Source organism: Streptomyces sp. NPDC048479 (assembly GCF_040651435.1).
In the GTDB taxonomy this organism is placed as follows: Bacteria; Actinomycetota; Actinomycetes; order Streptomycetales; family Streptomycetaceae; genus Streptomyces.
Genome location: NZ_JBEZKA010000010.1, coordinates 77,037 through 97,244 on the forward strand (window position 1 = coordinate 77,037; position 20,208 = coordinate 97,244).

The 20,208-nt window shown below is 69.6% G+C and carries 18 protein-coding genes; 17 read left to right on the top strand and 1 reads right to left on the bottom strand.

What is annotated here, in order from left to right; genetic code table 11:
- Positions 1–102 precede the first annotated feature (102 nt).
- Entirely contained in the window at positions 103–1,086 is a 984-nt protein-coding gene (gene galE, locus AB0D12_RS17665) for a UDP-glucose 4-epimerase GalE (RefSeq protein WP_362683002.1), read from the bottom strand.
- Between the two features lie 230 nt (positions 1,087–1,316).
- Between galE and AB0D12_RS17670 the strand changes: the two genes are divergently transcribed.
- From AB0D12_RS17670 to dxs, 17 genes are all read left to right on the top strand, one after another.
- Positions 1,317–3,248 carry a DUF5941 domain-containing protein gene (locus tag AB0D12_RS17670; RefSeq protein ID WP_362683424.1) on the top strand — a complete coding sequence of 644 codons (1,932 nt, stop codon included), beginning with the start codon at positions 1,317–1,319 and terminating at the stop codon, positions 3,246–3,248.
- A complete protein-coding gene (locus AB0D12_RS17675) occupies positions 3,245–3,982 on the top strand; it encodes a phosphocholine cytidylyltransferase family protein (RefSeq protein WP_362683005.1) in 738 nt (245 codons plus the stop codon). Before AB0D12_RS17670 ends, AB0D12_RS17675 begins: the two co-directional genes overlap by 4 nt.
- Positions 3,970–5,031 (top strand): iron-containing alcohol dehydrogenase family protein, encoded by a 1,062-nt coding sequence (locus tag AB0D12_RS17680; RefSeq protein WP_362683008.1) that lies wholly within the window; start codon positions 3,970–3,972, stop codon positions 5,029–5,031. Before AB0D12_RS17675 ends, AB0D12_RS17680 begins: the two co-directional genes overlap by 13 nt.
- Positions 5,009–5,788 (top strand): CDP-alcohol phosphatidyltransferase family protein, encoded by a 780-nt coding sequence (locus AB0D12_RS17685; protein ID WP_362683011.1) that lies wholly within the window; start codon positions 5,009–5,011, stop codon positions 5,786–5,788. The genes AB0D12_RS17680 and AB0D12_RS17685 overlap by 23 nt, the downstream gene beginning before the upstream one ends.
- Positions 5,785–6,669 carry a glycosyltransferase gene (locus AB0D12_RS17690; RefSeq protein ID WP_362683014.1) on the top strand — a complete coding sequence of 295 codons (885 nt, stop codon included), beginning with the start codon at positions 5,785–5,787 and terminating at the stop codon, positions 6,667–6,669. The genes AB0D12_RS17685 and AB0D12_RS17690 overlap by 4 nt, the downstream gene beginning before the upstream one ends.
- Positions 6,670–6,768: 99 nt before the next feature.
- Positions 6,769–7,698 carry an ABC transporter permease gene (locus AB0D12_RS17695; RefSeq protein WP_362683017.1) on the top strand — a complete coding sequence of 310 codons (930 nt, stop codon included), beginning with the start codon at positions 6,769–6,771 and terminating at the stop codon, positions 7,696–7,698.
- Entirely contained in the window at positions 7,691–8,473 is a 783-nt protein-coding gene (locus AB0D12_RS17700; protein ID WP_327327287.1) for an ABC transporter ATP-binding protein, read from the top strand. Before AB0D12_RS17695 ends, AB0D12_RS17700 begins: the two co-directional genes overlap by 8 nt.
- Positions 8,474–8,901: 428 nt before the next feature.
- Positions 8,902–9,813 carry a squalene synthase HpnC gene (gene hpnC, locus AB0D12_RS17705; RefSeq protein ID WP_362683020.1) on the top strand — a complete coding sequence of 304 codons (912 nt, stop codon included), beginning with the start codon at positions 8,902–8,904 and terminating at the stop codon, positions 9,811–9,813.
- Between the two features lie 8 nt (positions 9,814–9,821).
- Positions 9,822–10,760 carry a presqualene diphosphate synthase HpnD gene (hpnD, locus tag AB0D12_RS17710; protein WP_362683023.1) on the top strand — a complete coding sequence of 313 codons (939 nt, stop codon included), beginning with the start codon at positions 9,822–9,824 and terminating at the stop codon, positions 10,758–10,760.
- Entirely contained in the window at positions 10,760–10,846 is an 87-nt protein-coding gene (locus AB0D12_RS17715; protein ID WP_362683427.1) for a DUF6380 family protein, read from the top strand. The genes hpnD and AB0D12_RS17715 overlap by 1 nt, the downstream gene beginning before the upstream one ends.
- Positions 10,843–12,228, top strand: coding sequence for a hydroxysqualene dehydroxylase HpnE (gene hpnE, locus AB0D12_RS17720; protein WP_362683026.1), 1,386 nt, complete (start codon positions 10,843–10,845; stop codon positions 12,226–12,228). The genes AB0D12_RS17715 and hpnE overlap by 4 nt, the downstream gene beginning before the upstream one ends.
- A gap of 38 nt (positions 12,229–12,266) precedes the next feature.
- Entirely contained in the window at positions 12,267–13,343 is a 1,077-nt protein-coding gene (locus AB0D12_RS17725; protein WP_362683430.1) for a polyprenyl synthetase family protein, read from the top strand.
- 113 nt (positions 13,344–13,456) lie between these two features.
- A complete protein-coding gene (gene shc, locus AB0D12_RS17730; protein ID WP_362683029.1) occupies positions 13,457–15,457 on the top strand; it encodes a squalene--hopene cyclase in 2,001 nt (666 codons plus the stop codon).
- Positions 15,457–16,110 (top strand): 1-hydroxy-2-methyl-2-butenyl 4-diphosphate reductase, encoded by a 654-nt coding sequence (locus AB0D12_RS17735; RefSeq protein WP_362683032.1) that lies wholly within the window; start codon positions 15,457–15,459, stop codon positions 16,108–16,110. Before shc ends, AB0D12_RS17735 begins: the two co-directional genes overlap by 1 nt.
- Before the next feature lie 5 nt (positions 16,111–16,115).
- Entirely contained in the window at positions 16,116–17,138 is a 1,023-nt protein-coding gene (gene hpnH / locus AB0D12_RS17740) for an adenosyl-hopene transferase HpnH (protein ID WP_362683035.1), read from the top strand.
- Positions 17,139–17,142: 4 nt separating this feature from the next.
- Entirely contained in the window at positions 17,143–18,309 is a 1,167-nt protein-coding gene (gene ispG / locus AB0D12_RS17745) for a flavodoxin-dependent (E)-4-hydroxy-3-methylbut-2-enyl-diphosphate synthase (RefSeq protein WP_362683038.1), read from the top strand.
- Positions 18,310–18,333: 24 nt separating this feature from the next.
- Positions 18,334–20,208, top strand: a complete 1,875-nt coding sequence (dxs, locus tag AB0D12_RS17750; protein ID WP_362683041.1) for a 1-deoxy-D-xylulose-5-phosphate synthase — start codon at positions 18,334–18,336, stop codon at positions 20,206–20,208.

Consider the following 20,208-nt stretch of genomic DNA (forward strand, 5'->3'; position numbering starts at 1 on the left):
TCAGTCAACTACGGGTGGGGGGTATCGGGCAACACGGCACTGAACACCGTTGTCATATCGCCTGACCTGCGGAAATGACCGCAGGTCAGGGCGCTGACAAGATCATTTGATCCGGGTCTCCGGGTGCCGCAGGCACCAGCCCTCCCAGGCCGACTCGACCATCTCGCGCACACCTCGCGAGGACGTCCAGTCCAGCTCCTTGGCGATCAGATCGACCGAGGCGACGGCCTTCGCCGCATCGCCAGGACGCCGCGGCTCGACGACCGGCTCGTCGGTGAACCCCGTGATCTCGGCCACCACGTCGGCGAGCTCGCGCACCGAGACACCGACCCCACGGCCGATATTGACCGTCAGATCCCCGCCGCCGTCCTGCTCGGCCAGCCGGCGCGCGACCGCGAGATGGGCATCGGCAAGATCCGAGACATGGATGTAGTCCCGGATGCAGGTGCCGTCAGGGGTCGCGTAGTCGGCGCCGAAGATCCGCGGAGCCTCACCGCGGGTGATCCGGTCGAAGAACATCGGAATGATGTTGAACACCCCGGTGTCGGCCAGCTCGGGCCGCTCCGCCCCCGCGACATTGAAGTAGCGCAGACAGGCGGTGGACAGGGAGTGAGCCCGGCCGGTCGCCCGGACCAGCCACTCGCCCGCGAGCTTGGTCTCGCCGTACGGATTGATCGGCTCGCACGGAGCGGACTCGGGGATCAGGTCCATCTCCGGTACGCCGTACACGGCGGCCGATGACGAGAACAGGAATCGCTTCACGCCGGCCTCGACGACCGCCTCCAGGAGCACCGTCAGACCGTGCACATTCTCACGGTAGTAGTGCAGCGGCTGCTCGACGGACTGTCCGACCTGCTTCTTCGCCGCGAGATGTACGACACCGGTCACAGCGTGCTCGGCGAGCGTGCGGTCCAGCAGCTTCCGGTCCAGGACCGCCCCGCGCACCAGCGGGATCCCCTCCGGCAGCCGCTCGGCGACGCCCGACGAGACATCGTCGAGGACCACGACCCGCTCACCTGCCGCCGTCATGGCCCGCGCCACATGCGCTCCGATGTACCCCGCCCCACCTGTGATCAGCCAAGTCATGCCGACCAGCCTAGGCCCTGCCGGTCCGCGGTTTGTCGGGCGAGGCATGGATCGACGATGATGATCGCGGCGGGCCCTTCGGGGCCCGGTCCGTGCCGAGCGGGACGTAAACGGCCAGTGGACTCCCGCTTCCGTTCATCCGATAGCCTCTGCCGACGTGCCGCCGCCCGCGTAGCCGGGCCGGGCCGGGCCGCCGCACCCGCACCGTCAGTTCCAAGGAGTGAGTTCGTCTGTCGACCGCCATCCTCACCGGTCCGCCGGTACCCGGATCGTCACTCGAGGGCGATCTGCGGTCGCTGGGCTTTGACGTACGGGTCGCCTCCGGCGCCGAGGACACCGCCGCGCTGATCGACGCCGTACCGGTCGCCGACCGCATCGCCGTCGTCGACCCCCATTTCGTCGGGCACGTCCACGCGCTGCGGCTGGCACTGACCGATCCCCGCTTCCCGGCCGCCGCGGTCCCGGGCGCGCTCACGGCGCAGCCCGAGGCGCGGACTGCCCTGAGCCGCGCACTGTCGGTCGCCGCGGGCACCGGAACGCCGTCCCGCGCGGACGGGCCCGCACCGTCCGGAGCCGCCGCAGGGGGGCCCGCACCGTCCGGAGCCGCCGCAGAGGCGGCGACCGGCGCACGGGACGGCGGCGTGGCCGACACCAGTGACACCCGGTCGGCCCTCCAGACCGCGGTGCTGCCCGACGCGCTCGCCGACGCGCTCGACGCCGACGGCACCGCCGTGCACCGGCCCGAGCTGGGGTCGCTCGTCGCGACGGTTCCCGGTGACCCGCAGGCTCGCAATGAGGCCCGGCAGGCAATCGCCGCGGTCGATGACGAAGCTGTACGCCTGCGCTCGGCCGTGAAGGCCCGCGACGGGTTCTTCACCACCTTCTGCATCAGCCCGTACTCGCGCTACCTCGCCCGCTGGTGCGCCCGCCGCGGATTCACCCCCAACCAGGTCACCACCGCCTCGCTGCTCACCGCGCTGATCGCGGCGGCCGGAGCGGCCACCGGCACCCGCGCCGGATACATCGCGGCAGGCCTGCTGCTGCTCTTCTCCTTCGTCCTGGACTGCGCCGACGGGCAGCTCGCCCGCTACTCGCTGCAGTACTCGACGATGGGCGCCTGGCTGGACGCGACCTTCGACCGTGCCAAGGAGTACGCCTACTACGCGGGCCTCGCCCTCGGCGCCGCCCGCAGCGGTGATGACGTCTGGGCGCTCGCGCTCGGCGCGATGGTGCTGCAGACCTGCCGGCATGTCGTCGACTTCTCCTTCAACGAGGCGAACCACGACGCGACGGCCAACACCAGTCCCACGGCTGCCCTCTCCGACAGGCTCGACAGCGTCGGCTGGACAGTCTGGATACGCCGCATGATCGTGCTGCCGATCGGTGAGCGCTGGGCGATGATCGCCGTGCTCACTGCCGTGACCAGCCCTCGCGTCGTCTTCTACGCGCTGCTGATCGGCTGCGGGCTGGCTGCCTGCTACACCACCGCCGGCCGCGTCCTGCGCTCGCTGACCCGCAAGGCACAGCGCACCGACCGCGCCGCCCGGGCGCTCGCGGACCTCGCCGACTCGGGCCCACTCGCCGAAGCCGTCGCGCGCTCCTTCAGGACGCGTGCGCAGAGCCTCCCCGGGTACCTGCCGCTCGCGACCGCCGTGGCCGGCGGCGCCGCTCTCGTGGCGACCGCCGCCTTCACCGACTACGGCACCGTCTGGCCCGCCCTCGCCGCTGTGGTGTATGTCATCACCTCGGGCCTCGCCGTCGCCCGCCCCCTGAAGGGCGCACTCGACTGGCTCGTCCCACCGGTGTTCAGGGCCGCCGAGTACGGCACTGTCCTGGTGCTCGCGGCCCGCGCCGACGTGAACGGGGCGTTGCCCGCGGCTTTCGGGCTGGTAGCGGCAGTCGCCTACCATCACTACGACACGGTCTACCGCATCCGCGGCGGTACGGGCGCGCCCCCGCACTGGCTGGTGCGGGCGATCGGCGGGCACGAAGGACGGATCCTGGCAGTCGCGCTGCTGGCCGCCCTGCTCAACAACTCGGACTTCACCACCGCGCTGACGGTCCTTGCTGTGGCCGTGGCACTCGTGGTGCTCGTCGAGAGCATCCGCTTCTGGGTGTCCTCCGGAGCACCCGCCGTACATGACGAAGGAGAACCCGCATGATCGGCCTTGTACTGGCAGCCGGTGCCGGACGGCGTCTGCGCCCCTACACCGACACGCTCCCGAAGGCCCTCGTGCCCGTCGACGGCGACACCACCGTCCTCGACCTCACCCTGGGGAACTTCGCGGAGATCGGGCTCACCGAGGCCGCCGTAGTCGTCGGCTACCGCAAGGAGGCCGTGTACGAGCGCAAGGCCGCCCTCGAGGCGAAGTACGGCCTCAAGCTGACCCTCGTCGACAACGACAAGGCCGAGGAGTGGAACAACGCCTACTCCCTGTGGTGCGCCCGTGACGTCCTCAAGCAGGGCGTCATCCTCGCCAACGGCGACACCGTCCACCCGGTCTCCGTCGAGCAGACCCTGCTCGCCGCCCGCGGCAACGGCCGGAAGATCATCCTTGCCCTCGACACGGTGAAGCACCTCGCCGACGAGGAGATGAAGGTCATCACGGATGGTGACAGGGGCGTTCAGCGCATCACCAAGCTGATGGACCCGGCCACCGCCACCGGCGAGTACATCGGCGTCACCCTCATCGAGCCCGAGGCTGCCGACGAGCTCGCGGACGCGCTGAAGACCACCTTCGAGCGCGACCCCGACCTCTACTACGAGGACGGCTACCAGGAGCTCGTGAACCGCGGCTTCACCGTGGACGTGGCCCCCATCGGCGACGTCAAGTGGGTCGAGATCGACAACCACGACGACCTCGCGAAGGGCCGTGAAATCGCGTGCCTGTACTGACCCGACTGATCCCGTCCCCGGTCGTCGTCGACATCCGCACGGGAGCCCTCGACGACCTGGTCGGCCTCCTCGCCGACCAGCGGATCTCGGCGTCGGGCAGGCTCGCCTTCGCGATAAGCAATGGCTCCGGCCAGGCGCTGCGCGAGAAGCTCGCGCCGCTGCTGCCCGACGCCGACTGGTACGCGGTCGCCGACGGCACGATCGACTCTGCCGTGAAACTGGCCGACGACATCAAGGGCAAGCGGTACGACGCGGTCGTCGGTCTCGGCGGCGGCAAGATCATCGACGTGGCGAAGTACGCCGCGGCCCGCGTCGGGCTGCCGATGGTCGCAGTCGCCACGAACCTCGCGCACGACGGGCTCTGCTCCCCGGTCGCCACTCTCGACAACGACAATGGCCGGGGCTCCTACGGAGTCCCCACACCGATCGCCGTCGTCATCGACCTGGATGTGGTCCGCGACGCCCCGGTGCGCTACGTACGTTCCGGCATCGGTGACGCGATCTCGAACATCTCGTGTGTCGCCGACTGGGAGCTCTCCCACCGGCTGACCGGCGAATCCATCGACGGACTGGCCGCCGCAATGGCCCGTCAGGCCGGCGAGGCAGTGCTCCGGCATCCCGGCGGTATCGGCGACGACGCCTTCCTCACCGTCCTCGCCGAAGGGCTGGTCCTGACGGGTATCTCGATGTCGGTAGCCGGCGACAGCCGGCCCGCCTCCGGCGCCTGCCACGAGATCAACCACGCCTTCGACCTGCTGTACCCCAAGCGCGCAGCGCTCCACGGCGAGCAGGTGGGCCTCGGCGCCGCCTTCGCGATGCATCTGCGCGGTGCCCACGACGACGCGGGGCTCTTCGCCGAGGTGCTGCGCAGACACGGCCTGCCGGTGCTGCCCGAGGAAATCGGGTTCTCCACGGACGAGTTCGTCAAGGCCGTGGAATACGCACCGCAGACCCGTCCGGGCCGCTTCACCATCCTCGAGCACCTTGACCTCACCACCGATCAGATCAGGGACGCGTACGCCGACTATGCCAAGACCATCAGTAGCTGAACTCCGTCCGGTCGTTCACCCGGAGGGAGTGAAGGACCGGCGAAGCGGCGAGCACTGGGGCGGCCGCCTGTACATGCGCGAGATCTCCCTGCGCATCACCCGCCGCCTGGTCACCACCAAGGTCACTCCGAACCAGCTGACCTACCTGATGACCCTCTGCGGCGTCCTCGCGGCCCCCGCCCTGCTCGTGCCGGGCGTCTGGGGCGCCGTCCTCGGCGTCGTGGCTGTCCAGCTCTACCTGCTGCTCGACTGCGTCGACGGCGAGGTCGCCCGCTGGAAGAAGCAGTTCTCGCTCTCCGGCGTGTACCTGGACCGCGTCGGTGCCTACCTGTGCGACGCGGCGGTCCTGGTCGGCTTCGGCCTGCGCGCCGCCGACCTGTGGGGCCCCGGGCGGATCGACTGGCTGTGGGCCTTCCTCGGCACCCTCGCCGCGCTCGGCGCGATCCTGATCAAGGCCGAGACCGACCTGGTCGGCGTCGCCCGCCACCAGGGCGGGCTGCCGCCGGTCAAGGAGGCGGCGTCCGAGCCCCGCTCGTCCGGCATGGCACTGGCCCGCCGGGCCGCCGGCGCGCTGAAGTTCCACCGGCTCGTCCTCGGCATTGAGGCGTCCCTGCTCATCCTGCTGCTCGCCGTCCTGGACGCGGTCCGGGGCGACCTGTTCTTCTCGCGCCTCGGCGTCGCCGTGCTGGCCGGAATCGCGCTGCTCCAGACGCTGCTGCACCTGGTGTCCATCCTGGCCTCGAGCAGGCTCAAGTGAGTACGCCCATGAAGCTCGGCGCGGTCATCATCACGATGGGCAACCGCCCCGACGATCTGCGCGCCCTCCTCGACTCGGTGGCCAAGCAGGACGGCGACCCGATCGAAGTGGTCGTCGTCGGCAACGGCGCCCCGGTGACGGACGTGCCCGAGGGTGTACGCACCGTGGACCTGCCCGACAACCTGGGCATCCCCGGCGGACGCAACGTCGGCATCGAGGCCTTCGGCCCGTCCGGCTCCGGCGTCGACGTACTGCTCTTCCTGGACGACGACGGACTGCTGCCCAACAACGACACCGGGGAGCTGGTGCGCCAGGCCTTCGACGCCGATCCGAAGCTGGGCATCATCAGCTTCCGGATCGCCGACCCGGAGACCGGGCTCACCCAGCGCCGCCACGTCCCGCGGCTGCGCGCCTCCGACCCGATGCGCTCCTCGCGGGTGACGACCTTCCTGGGCGGCGCCAATGCTGTCCGTACGAAGGTACTCGCCGAGGTCGGCGGGCTGCCCGACGAGTTCTTCTACGCCCATGAGGAGACGGACCTCGCCTGGCGGGCGCTGGACGCGGGCTGGGCGATCGACTACCGCTCGGACATGCTGCTGTTCCACCCGACGATGCCGCCGTCCCGGCACGCGGTCTACTACCGCATGGTGGCCCGCAACCGGGTCTGGCTCGCCCGCCGCAATCTGCCCGCGCCCCTGGTCCCCGTCTACCTTGGTGTCTGGGTGCTGCTCACACTGGCCAGGCGCCCTTCGGCGTCCGCGCTGAAGGCCTGGTTCGGCGGCTTCAAAGAGGGCTGGCAGACGCCCTGCGGTCCCCGTCGGCCCATGAAGTGGCGTACGGTATGGCGGCTCACGCGACTGGGCCGACCGCCCATCGTCTGACAAGCTCGTTTCTGGGATCATCGGGCGTACTCCCAGGACCGGCGACGTCCGAAGCAGCGCCCGACCTGCCGCGCATCTTGAACACGAAAGTTTCAACTTGTGAGTGACACAACCCATGACGGTGCGATCGCGATGACCGCCCCGCCATCTCCCGACGAAGGCCTGACCTCGGCTCAGCTCGCAGCCAAGTACGGCCTGTCGGTGAGCGGCGCCCGGCCGGGGCTCGTCGAGTACATCAGGCAGCTCTGGGGCCGGCGCCACTTCATCCTGGCGTTCTCCTCGGCGAAGCTGACCGCGCAGTACAGCCAGGCCAAGCTGGGCCAGCTCTGGCAGGTGGCGACCCCGCTGCTGAACGCGGCCGTCTACTACATGATCTTCGGCCTGATCCTCGATTCGGGACGGGGGATGGACAAGGCGGTCTTCATCCCCTTCCTCGTGACGGGTGTGTTCGTTTTCACGTTCACCCAGACCTCGGTGATGGCCGGTGTCCGGGCGATCTCGGGCAATCTGGGGCTGGTGCGGGCGCTGCACTTCCCGCGCGCTGCACTGCCGATCTCGTTCGCGCTGCAGCAGCTGCAGCAGCTGATGTTCTCGATGATCGTGCTGTTCGTCATCGCGGCCTCGTTCGGCAGCTATCCGTCGCTCGGCTGGCTGCTGATCGTCCCCGCGCTGGCCATGCAGTTCGTGTTCAACATCGGGCTGGCCCTGATCATGGCGAGGCTGGGCAGCAACACACCGGACCTGGCCCAGCTGATGCCGTTCATCATGCGCACCTGGATGTATGCCTCGGGCGTCATGTTCTCCATCTCGGTGATGCTCAAGGGCAAGCCGGAGTGGATCACCCATGTGCTGATGTACAACCCGGCGGCGATCTACATGGACCTGATCCGGTTCGCGCTGATCGACGGGTACGGCGCGTCCAACCTGCCGCCGCATGTCTGGGTGGCCGGAGTCCTTTGGGCCGTGCTGCTGGGCGTCGCAGGCTTTGTGTACTTCTGGAAGGCTGAGGAGCGGTACGGCCGTGGCTGACAACAACCAGGGACGCATCCCGACCGTCATCGCCGACGATGTGCACATCGTGTACCGGGTCAGCGGCGGCAGCGGCGGCAAGGGCAGTGCGACCGCGGCGCTGAGCCGCATACTCCGCCGCGACAAGCGAGAGTCCCGCGGTATCCGCAAGGTGCACGCCGTACGCGGTGTCTCCTTCACCGCGTACCGCGGCGAGGCGATCGGTCTGATCGGCACCAACGGCTCCGGCAAGTCGACCCTGCTGCGCGCCATTGCGGGCCTGCTGCCGACGGAGAGCGGCAAGGTCTACACCGACGGTCAGCCCTCCCTGCTCGGCGTCAATGCCGCGCTCATGGGCGATCTGACCGGCGAGCGCAACGTCATTCTCGGCGGACTGGCCATGGGCATGACGCGTGAGGAGATCCGCGATCGCTACGAGGGGATCGTGGACTTCTCCGGAATCAACGAGAAGGGCGACTTCATCACCCTTCCGATGCGCACCTACTCCTCCGGTATGGGAGCGAGGCTCCGCTTCTCCATCGCCGCGGCCAAGAACCACGACGTCCTGATGATCGACGAGGCTCTGGCGACCGGTGACCGCAAGTTCCAGATCCGTTCCGAGGAACGAATCCGGGAGCTCCGAAAGGAAGCCGGCACGGTCTTCCTGGTCTCTCACGGTGCCAAGTCGATCAGGGACACCTGCGACCGCGTCCTGTGGCTGGAGAGGGGCGAACTCCTGATGGACGGCCCGACCGACGAGGTCATCAGGGCGTACGAGAAGGAGACCGGCAAGTAGTCCGGTCCCGATCGAAGTCCCGGTCGAAGGCTCCCGTCGTGACATCCAGGCGGGAGCCTTCCGCGTCCTTCGAGGGGACGGCCGGGCAGGAGCCGCCACCGCTCCGGGCCGGGATCGTCAAGTGAAGGCCAAGTCCTGTGTCGCCAGGGAAGGTTGACCGGGATTGGAGTGTTCTTGTAACCCGCGCAACACCCCGACGTATCACTGGGCGTTGTACAACGTAAGCTGTACCGGTGCTGAATTGCGGCAAGTAGGGCGATACTCCCTAGGAATCCTGTCCGCCGGGCGGTCTCCCAGCGGGGAGGATGGGCGGCGTGTCCGAAATAGGATGTATTGGGTCGGCAGTGTAGAACGGGAGATGTGACGGCAATGACGGAAAATCTCCAGCTCCGCGAGGCTTTCGCCGTCCCCGCACCGGGCAGCGCGCCATGACTGCCACCCGGGTGGCGCACCCCGAGGCATCCGTGCGCGCCACACTCGACAAGGCCGCGGACGAGAACTTCCCCGTGGCCCCCTTCTTCCTGCCGCGCGCCTGGCGCGACGACCTGATGGCCGTCTACGGCTACGCCCGTCTCGTCGACGACATCGGTGACGGCGACCTCGCACCCGGCGGCGCGGACGCCCGTCACCTCGGCGTGGACCCGGCGCTGGCCGAGGACCGGCTCGCCGTGCTCGACGCCTTCGAGGCCGATCTGTGGCGCGTCTTCGACGCCACGCCACGGCATCCCCTGCTGCGCGCCCTCCAACCGACGGTGCGCCGCCGCTCGCTCACCGCCGAGCCCTTCCTCGGCCTGATCGAGGCAAACCGCCAGGACCAGCTGGTGCGGCGCTACAAGACGTACGACGATCTCCTCGCCTACTGCGAGCTGTCCGCCAACCCCGTCGGCCGCCTGGTGCTGCAGATCACCGGCACCGCCAGCCCCGAGCGCGTACGCCGCTCCGACGCCGTGTGCACCGCGCTCCAGATCATCGAACACCTCCAGGACGTGCCCGAGGACCTGGGGCGCGACCGGGTCTATCTGCCGGCCGAGGACATGGAGCGGTTCCGCGTCACGGAGGCCGACCTCGCCGCGGGAACCGGGAGCGCGTCGGTGCGCGTCCTGGTCGCATACGAAGCTGAACGCGCCCGGCAGCTGCTGAATGAAGGCACCCCACTGGTGGGTAGCGTCCACGGCAGGCTGCGGCTGCTGCTCGCCGGATTCGTGGCCGGGGGGCTCGCCGCCCTCACCGCGATCGCCGACGCCGGACACGATGTCCTGCCAGGACCGCCCAGGCCCACCAAGGCGAATCTGCTGCGTGAAGTGGGAGCTGTCTTGCGAAGAGCGCGTAGAGAGGGGTGAGCCGGACGATGGAGGGACCGACGGAGGTGTCCGCACCGGTGCAGGCCGCGTTCAGCTACTGCGAGGCCGTCACCGGACAGCAGGCGCGCAACTTCGCCTACGGCATCAGGCTGCTGCCGACCGAGAAGCGCCAGGCGATGTCGGCGCTGTACGCGTTCTCGCGACGTGTCGATGACATCGGCGACGGCAGCCTCGAGCGGAAGGCCAAGGAGGACCGGCTCGAGGACACGCGGGACCTGCTGGACCGGATCCGGCAGGACGCGGTCGACGAGGACGACATCGACCCGGTCGCCGTGGCGCTCGCGGACGCGGCGCGCCGCTTCCCCCTCCCGCTCGGCGGGCTCGACGAACTCATCAACGGCGTGCTGATGGACGTGCGCGGCGAGACGTACGAAACCTGGGACGACCTGAAGGTCTACTGCCGGTGTGTCGCGGGCGCGATCGGGCGGCTCTCGCTCGGCGTGTTCGGCACCCAGCCCGGTGCGCGTGGCGCCGAGCGCGCCGCCGAGTACGCCGACACGCTCGGCCTCGCCCTCCAACTCACCAACATCCTCAGGGACATTCGCGAGGACGCGGGCAGCGGACGCACCTATCTGCCCGCCGACGACCTCGCCAAGTTCGGCTGCTCCGCGGGCTTCCGCACCACCACCCCGCCGCCCGGGTCCGACTTCGCCGGCCTGGTGCACTTCGAAGTCCGGCGCGCCCGCACGCTCTTCGCCGAGGGCTACCGGCTGCTGCCGATGCTGGACCGGCGCAGCGGCGCCTGTGTCGCCGCGATGGCCGGCATCTACCGCCGACTGCTCGACCGCATCGAGCGCGACCCCGAGGCGGTGCTGCGCGGCCGCGTGTCCCTGCCCGGACGCGAGAAGGCGTACGTCGCCGTGCGTGGCCTGTCCGGACTCGACGCCCGGCACATCACCCGGCAGACGCTCAGGGGGCGTTCCTGATGCCGGCGCACGCGCACAAGCGGCGAGCAACCGTCCGCCACGGCGCGGCGTCCCTGACTGCAACGGCCCGAGGGGAGGTCGCATGACGGACGACGACATGCGGTCCCGGCACGCGGTGGTGGTCGGCGGGGGACTCGCCGGAGTCACCGCGGCACTGCAACTCGCCGGCGCGGGAGTCCGCGTCACTCTGGTCGAAGGCCGCCCTCGTCTGGGCGGTCTCGCCTTCTCCTTCCGCCGCGGCGACCTCACCGTCGACAACGGCCAGCATGTGTATCTGCGCTGCTGCACCGCATACCGCTGGTTCCTCGAGCGGGTCGGCGGTGCTCATCTCGCCCCGCTCCAGGACCGGTTGGACGTACCGGTACTGGACGTGGCGCGCGCGCGGGGCCCGCGGCTCGGACGGCTGCGCCGCACCGCGCTGCCCGTGCCGCTGCACCTGGCCGGCAGCCTCGCCACCTACCCGCACCTCTCGCTCGCCGAGCGGGCGAGTGTCGGGCGCGCCGCGCTCGCCCTCGGAAGGCTCGACCCGGCCGACCCGGCGCTGGACGGTATCGACTTCGCCACCTGGCTGGGCCGCCACGGCCAGTCCCAGCGCACCATCGACGCCCTCTGGGACCTCGTCGGCGTGGCGACCCTGAACGCCACCGCGCCGAACGCCTCGATGGGCCTTGCCGCGATGGTCTTCAAGACCGGGCTGCTCTCCGAGCCCGGCGCCGCCGACATCGGCTGGGCGCGCGTGCCGCTCGGCGAACTCCACGACACGCTGGCTCGCAAGGCCCTCGACTCCGCAGGCGTACGCACCGAACTGTCGACCCGCGTCAAGGACATCTCCCGGGCGGAGTACGGCCGCTGGCACGTCGAGGTGGACGGCGAGCAGCTGGAAGCGGACACCGTCGTGCTCGCCGTACCGCAGCGAGAGACCCACGCCCTGCTGCCCGAAGGGGCGCTCCAGGACCCCGACCGGCTGCTCGACATCGGCACCGCGCCGATCCTCAACATCCATGTCCTGTACGACCGCAAGGTGCTGCGCCGCCCCTTCTTCGCCGCGCTCGGCACCCCGGTCCAGTGGGTCTTCGACCGCACCGAGGCCTCGGGGCTGCAGGACGGCCAGTATCTGGCGCTGTCCCAGTCCGCCGCCGAGGGCGAGATCGACGCGCTCGTCGCCGTACTGCGCGAGCGGTATCTACCCGAGCTGGAACGGCTGCTGCCCGCCGCGCGCGGCGCCCAGGTACGCGACTTCTTCGTGACCCGGGAGCGGACGGCGACCTTCGCCCCGGCCCCGGGAGTCGGCAGGCTGCGACCCGGCGCGCAGACCCGCGCCCCCGGCCTGTACCTTGCGGGCGCGTGGACCGCCACCGGCTGGCCCGCGACCATGGAGAGCGCGGTACGCAGTGGCTTCAGCGCCGCGGGTGCCGCACTCTCCGCGCTCGGCCGCCCCCATGAACATCCGCTCAAGGAGGCGGCGTGAGTCTGAGTACTGGAACAAGAGGAGAGACCGTGCCGACTGTGCCCTCGGCGAATCCGGCTGGTGACACCGCAGCCGGAGGAGAGAGCCTGGACACCCTTGCGTTGCTTGAACGCGGGCGGACCATGTCCACCCCGGTGCTGCGCGCCGCCGTGGACCGGCTCGCGCCGCCCATGGACACTGTCGCGGCCTATCACTTCGGATGGATCGACGCGGAGGGACGGCCCTCCGCCGGGGACGGCGGCAAGGCTGTACGGCCGGCGCTCGCACTGCTCTCCGCCGAGGCGGCCGGAGCAGCGCCCGAGGTCGGCGTGCCCGGCGCGGTCGCCGTGGAGCTGGTGCACAACTTCTCACTGCTGCACGACGACCTGATGGACGGAGACGAGCAGCGCCGCCACCGGGACACCGTCTGGAAGGTCCACGGCCCGGCCCAGGCGATCCTCGTCGGCGACGCGCTCTTCGCGCTCGCCAACGAGGTCCTGCTCGAGCTCGGCACGGTCGAGGCGGGGCGTGCCACGCGCCGGCTGACCACCGCCACGCGCAAGCTGATCGACGGCCAGGCCCAGGACATCTCTTACGAGCACCGCGAGCGGGTCACCGTCGAGGAGTGCCTGGAGATGGAGGGCAACAAGACGGGCGCGCTGCTGGCCTGCGCCGTCTCCATCGGCGCGGTGCTCGGCGGGGCGGACGACAGGACGGCCGACACGCTGGAGGCGTACGGCTACCACCTCGGCCTCGCCTTCCAGGCCGTCGACGATCTGCTCGGCATCTGGGGCGACCCTGTCTCCACCGGCAAGCAGACCTGGAGCGATCTGCGCCAGCGCAAGAAGTCCCTGCCGGTCGTCGCCGCACTCGCCGCGGGCGGACCGGCCTCACAGCGCCTCGGAGAGCTGCTCGCGGCCGACGCCAAGAGCAATGACTTCGACAGCTTCTCCGAGGAAGAGTTCGCGATCAGGGCGGCCCTGATCGAGGAGGCGGGCGGCCGCGAGTGGACCTCTCAGGAGGCCCGCAGGCAGCACGCCGTCGCGATCGAGGCCCTCAGCGGTGTCGACATGCCGGAACAGGTGCGGGCGCAGCTCGTCGCGCTCGCCGACTTCGTCGTCGTACGAAAGAGATGATCGATATCGCCTGCCGCATATAAATCGCAGTCGCCGGCCGGTGCACGGACAACCGTGCGCCGGCCGACGGAGACCCCAGCACAGCAGAGAGCCACTGCATCGAAGGGGAAGCCATGACAGCGACGACCGACGGAAGCAGCGGGCCCGCGTGGGCCGGCGCAACCGCGGCCAGTGAAACAACCGAAACGACATCCGCCGCGAGCGCCGTTCTCGACGCCGCAGGGCGGGCCGCGGAACGCTCCGTAGAGCATCTGCTGGGTCGGCAGGACGCCCAGGGCTGGTGGAAGGGCGACCTCGAAACCAATGTGACGATGGACGCGGAGGATTTACTGCTCCGCCAGTTCCTCGGCATCCAGGACGCTGTGGTCACCGAGGCGTCCGCCCGTTTCATCCGCGGCGAGCAGCGCGAGGACGGCACCTGGGCCACCTTCTACGGCGGTCCCGGTGAACTCTCCACCACCATCGAGGCGTACGTCGCCCTGCGGCTGGCCGGCGACCGGCCCGACGACCCGCACATGGCGCGCGCCTCCGGCTGGATCCGCGAGCAGGGCGGCATCGCCGCGAGCCGGGTCTTCACCCGGATCTGGCTGGCGCTCTTCGGTTGGTGGAAGTGGGACGACCTTCCCGAGCTGCCGCCCGAGCTGATCTTCCTGCCCAAGTGGTTCCCGCTGAACATCTACGACTTCGGCTGCTGGGCGCGGCAGACCATCGTTCCGCTCACCGTGGTCTCCGCGAAGCGGCCGGTGCGGCCCGCGCCGTTCGCGCTCGACGAGCTGCACATCGACGCCCGGGTGCCGAATCCGCCCAAACCACTTGCGCCCGCCGCGAGTTGGGACGGGTTCTTTCAGCGCGCCGACAAGGCGCTGCACGCGTACCACAAGCTCGCACCGCGCCGGCTGCGGCGTGTCGCGATGAACGCCGCCGCTCGCTGGATCATCGAGCGCCAGGAGAACGACGGCTGCTGGGGCGGAATCCAGCCGCCCGCCGTGTACTCCGTGATCGCCCTGCACCTCCTCGGCTACGACCTCCAGCATCCCGTCATGCGGGCGGGCCTGGAGTCGCTGGACCGCTTCGCCGTGTGGCGCGAGGACGGCGCCCGCATGATCGAGGCCTGTCAGTCACCGGTCTGGGACACCTGCCTCGCCACCATCGCGCTCGCCGACGCCGGGCTGGCAGCGGACCACCCCGCGCTCGTGAAGGCCGCCGACTGGATGCTGGGTGAGGAGATCGTACGGCCCGGCGACTGGTCCGTACGCAGGCCCGGACTGGCTCCGGGCGGCTGGGCGTTCGAGTTCCACAATGACAACTACCCGGACATCGACGACACGGCCGAGGTCATCCTCGCCCTGAGGAGGGTCAAGCACGCCGACCCGACGCAGGTCGATGCGGCGATCGGGCGGGGCGCGCGTTGGACCATGGGCATGCAGTCCAGGAACGGCGCCTGGGCCGCATTCGACGCAGACAACACCAGCACGTTCCCCAACCGGCTGCCGTTCTGCGACTTCGGCGAGGTCATCGACCCGCCGTCGGCCGACGTCACCGCGCATGTCGTCGAGATGCTGGCCCATGAGGGCAAGGCTCACCACCCCCGTACCCGGCGCGGCATCGAGTGGCTGCTCGCCGAACAGGAGACGAACGGCGCCTGGTTCGGGCGCTGGGGCGTCAACTACGTATACGGGACAGGGTCGGTGGTGCCGGCGCTGATCGCGGCCGGAATGTCCGCGGCGCATCCCGCCGTCCGCCGTGCCGTCCGCTGGCTCAGATCCGTTCAGAACGACGACGGAGGCTGGGGCGAGGACCTGCGCTCGTATCGCGAGGAGAAGTGGATCGGCCACGGTGCCTCCACCGCGTCCCAGACGGCCTGGGCGCTGCTCGCCCTGCTCGCGGCGGGGGAGCGGGAGAGCGAGTCGGCGGAGCGGGGAGTGGTCTGGCTCGTCGAGAACCAGCAGTCGGACGGCTCCTGGGACGAGCCGCACTTCACCGGCACCGGCTTCCCCTGGGACTTCTCCATCAACTACCACCTCTACCGGCAGGTCTTCCCGCTCACGGCGCTCGGCCGCTATGTGCACGGGGAGCCCTTCGCCGACCGCACGGACAGCCGCAAGGGGGGCTGATGGAAACGTCCTCGGAGCAGTCCGGCTCCGCCGCGCCCCTGCTGATCGCCTGTGCGCTCGGCATCGAGAAGCTCGCCCTGCGCAGCGGCGACCGCAGCGGCGCGCGGGGCCCGGTCACCCTGCTCCGTACGGGTATGGGGCCGGACAACGCGGAACGTGCCGTTCTCGGTGCCTTGCGCGACGGTCCGCTCGGCGGTGCGGTGGTTGTCGCCTCCGGTTTCTGCGCGGGCCTCGCCCCGGGCATGCATCCCGGGGACCTCGTCGTCGCCGACGAGACTCGCGACACCACCGGCGTCACGGCCTGCACAAACACAGAACTGCTGGTCAAGGCGGTGACCCGGGCCGTACCCGGACGCACCGTGCACACCGGCCCGCTGACCGGGTCCGACCATGTCGTACGCGGGCAGGAGCGCGCCGAGCTGCGTGCCACCGGGGCGATCGCGGTGGACATGGAGTCCGCGGCCACGCTGCGCAGCGCTCTGAGCACCGGGCCCCGCCCGGTTGCGGCCGTCCGGGTGGTCGTGGATGCTCCGGAGCATGAACTGGTCCGTATTGGCACGGTGCGCGGTGGAATATCAGCTTTCCGTGTTCTTCGCGCCATCCTTCCCGCTTTCTACGAATGGCACCGTTCTTTGCTGCTCCCCAGGAGGTGAGCTAGATGGCCATGCCGCTCCGTCAGACCATCAGGGTCGGGACTTATCTCATTGAACAGAAGCTCCGCAAGCGTGAGAAGTTTCCGCTCATCGTCGAGCTGGAGCCTCTCTTCGCCTGCAATCTGAAGTGCGAGGGCTGCGGGAAGATCCAGCACCCGGCCGGGATCCTGAAGCAGCGCATGCCGGTCGCGCAGGCAGTCGGGGCGGTGCTCGAGTCCGGGGCCCCGATGGTCTCGATCGCAGGCGGCGAGCCGCTGATGCACCCTCAGATCGACGAAATCGTGCGGCAATTGGTGGCCAAGAGGAAGTACGTGTTCCTCTGCACCAACGCCATGCTGCTGCGCAAGAAGATCGAGGAGTTCACCCCTTCTCCCTACTTCGCCTTTGCCGTGCACATCGACGGGCTGCGCGAGCGGCACGACGAGTCGGTCGCCAAGGAAGGTGTGTTCGACGAGGCGGTGGAGGCGATCAAGGAGGCCAAGAAGCGCGGCTTCCGGGTCACCACCAACTCCACCTTCTTCAACACCGACACCCCGCAGACCGTCATCGAGGTGCTCAACTTCCTCAATGACGACCTGAAGGTGGACGAGATGATGATCTCGCCCGCGTACGCCTACGAGAAGGCGCCCGACCAGGAGCACTTCCTGGGCGTCGAGCAGACCCGTGAGCTGTTCAAGAAGTCCTTCGCGGGCGGCAACCGGCGACGCTGGCGGCTCAATCACTCGCCGCTCTTCCTCGACTTCCTCGAGGGCAAGGCGGACTTCCCGTGCACGGCGTGGGCGATCCCCAACTACTCGCTCTTCGGCTGGCAGCGCCCCTGCTATCTGATGGCCGACGGATACGTCCCCACCTACCGGGAGCTCATCGAGGAGACCGACTGGAGCAAGTACGGCCGCGGCAAGGACCCGCGCTGCGCCAACTGCATGGCGCACTGCGGCTACGAGCCCACCGCCGTCCTCGCCACCATGGGCTCTCTCAAGGAGTCCCTCCGGGCGGCGCGCGACACCGTCTCGGGAAACCGCGGGTGACGTGATGTCCGCAGGGAAGCCAGTCGTACTGGGGCTGCCCGAGCTGCCGGCCAGGCCGATCGCGATGCGCCGCACCTCGCGGCGCATCCAGGTCGGCACCGTGGCCGTCGGCGGGGACGCCCCCGTATCGGTGCAGTCGATGACGACCACGCGCACCTCCGACATCGGCGCGACGCTGCAGCAGATCGCCGAACTGACTGCGTCCGGCTGCCAGATCGTACGAGTCGCCTGCCCCACCCAGGACGACGCGGACGCGCTGGCCACCATCGCGCGCAAGTCCCAGATCCCCGTCATCGCCGACATTCACTTCCAGCCGAAGTACGTCTTCGCTGCGATCGACGCCGGCTGCGCGGCCGTCCGGGTCAACCCGGGCAACATCAAGCAGTTCGACGACAAGGTCAAGGAGATCGCGCGCGCGGCCAACGAGGCCGGTACCCCGATCCGGATCGGGGTGAACGCCGGATCGCTCGATGCCCGGCTCCTCGCCAAGTACGGCAAGGCGACCCCTGAGGCGCTTGTCGAGTCCGCGCTGTGGGAGGCGTCCCTCTTCGAGGAGCACGGCTTCCGCGACATCAAGATCTCGGTCAAGCACAACGACCCGGTGGTGATGGTGGGCGCCTACCGGCAGCTGGCGGCCGCCTGCGACTATCCGCTGCATCTGGGCGTCACGGAGGCGGGACCGGCGTTCCAGGGGACGATCAAGTCGGCCGTCGCCTTCGGCGCGCTGCTCAGCGAGGGCATCGGCGACACCATCCGGGTCTCGCTCTCCGCCCCGCCCGCCGAAGAGGTCAAGGTCGGCATCCAGATCCTGGAGTCCCTGAATCTGCGGCAGCGGCGGCTGGAGATCGTGTCCTGCCCGTCCTGCGGTCGGGCGCAGGTGGATGTGTACAAGCTCGCCGACCAGGTCACGGCGGGTCTCGAGGGGATGGAGGTGCCGCTGCGCGTCGCCGTCATGGGGTGTGTCGTCAACGGCCCCGGCGAGGCGAGGGAAGCGGACCTCGGTGTGGCGTCGGGCAATGGGAAGGGTCAGATCTTTGTGAAGGGCGAGGTCATCAAGACCGTGCCCGAGTCGAAGATCGTCGAGACCCTCATCGAAGAGGCGATGAAGATCGCCGAATCCATGGAGGACGCAGGGGTGGCCTCCGGGCAGCCCGCCGTCACCGTGAGCTGATCAGCATGTGAAGGGGGTCCGACCGTGACGATTCTTGAGACCATCCGGGGGCCGCACGATCTCAAGGCGCTGACGGATGCGGAACTCGAAGATCTCGCCGAGGAGATCAGAGAGTTCCTGGTCCAAGCGGTGGCCAGAACAGGGGGCCATCTGGGGCCGAACCTAGGGGTGGTGGAGCTGACCGTCGCCCTGCACCGGGTGTTCGACTCACCCGTCGACCGCATCCTCTGGGACACAGGGCACCAGAGCTACGTACACAAACTGCTCACCGGCCGACAGGACTTCTCCAAGCTGCGCGGCAAGGGCGGTCTCTCCGGCTACCCGTCCCGCGAGGAGTCCGAGCACGACGTCATCGAGAACTCCCATGCCTCGACCGTGCTCGGCTGGGCGGACGGCCTGGCCAAGGCACATCAGGTGCTGGGCAGCAGCGACCATGTCGTCGCGGTCATCGGCGACGGCGCGCTCACCGGCGGTATGGCCTGGGAGGCGCTCAACAACATCGCCGCGGCCAAGGACCGGCAGCTGATCATCGTGGTGAACGACAACGAGCGGTCCTACGCGCCGACCATCGGCGGCCTCGCCAACCACCTCGCCACACTCCGCACCACCGACGGCTACGAGCGGATGCTGGCCTGGGGCAAGGACGTTCTTCAGCACACACCCGTGGTCGGGAAGCCGCTGTACGAATCGCTGCACGGCGCGAAGAAGGGGTTCAAGGACGCCTTCGCACCGCAGGGGATGTTCGAGGATCTGGGCCTGAAATACGTGGGGCCGATCGACGGACACGACATAGCGGCCGTCGAGTCCGCGCTGCGCCGCGCGAAGCGCTTCCACGGGCCCGTACTGGTGCACTGTCTGACCGAGAAGGGGCGGGGCTACCAGCCCGCGCTGGAGGACGACGCCGACCGCTTCCATACCGTCGGCGTGATGGACCCGCTCACCTGCGAGCCGCTCGCACCCTCCAACGGGCCTTCCTGGACCTCGGTGTTCGGGGACGAGATCGCCGAGATCGGCGCGGAACGGCCGGACGTCGTGGCGATCACCGCCGCGATGCTGCATCCCGTCGGGCTGACCGAGTTCGCCGAGCGGTTCCCCGAGCGGGTGTGGGACGTCGGCATCGCCGAGCAGCACGCCGCGGTCTCCGCGGCCGGGCTGGCCACCGGCGGACTGCACCCGGTCGTCGCCGTGTACGCCACCTTCCTCAACCGCGCCTTCGACCAGCTGCTGATGGATGTCGCTCTGCACAAGTGCGGGGTGACGTTCGTACTGGACCGGGCCGGCGTCACCGGGGTCGACGGGCCCTCCCACAACGGCATGTGGGACATGTCGATCCTGCAGGTCGTCCCGGGGCTGCGGATCGCGGCGCCGCGCGACGCCGACCGGCTGCGCCAGGAGCTGCGCGAGGCCGTCGCCGTGGCTGACGCGCCGACAGTGGTGCGCTTCCCCAAGGAGTCGGTGGGCGAGCCGGTCGAGGCGATCGGCCGGATCGGCGGGATGGACGTACTGCACCGGGCCGACGACGCCGAGGTGCTGCTGGTCTCGGTCGGTGCGCTGGCAGCCGTCTGTCTGCAGGCGGTGGAGCTGCTCAGGGGCCGCGGTCTCCGCTGCACCGTGGTGGACCCGCGGTGGGTCAAGCCCGTCGACGAACAGCTCGCACCGCTCGCCGCCCAGCACCGGCTGGTGGCAGTGGTCGAGGACAACAGCCGCAACGGCGGCGTCGGCTCGGCCGTCGGGCAGTCGCTGCGCGACGCCGGCGTGGATGTGCCGCTGCGCACCTTCGGCATCCCCGAGCAGTTCCTCGCGCATGCCAAACGCGGCGAGGTGCTGGCCGACATCGGACTCACCCCGGTCGAGATCGCTGGACGGATCAGTGCCGCCATGGCAGTCAAGGAGAGCTGA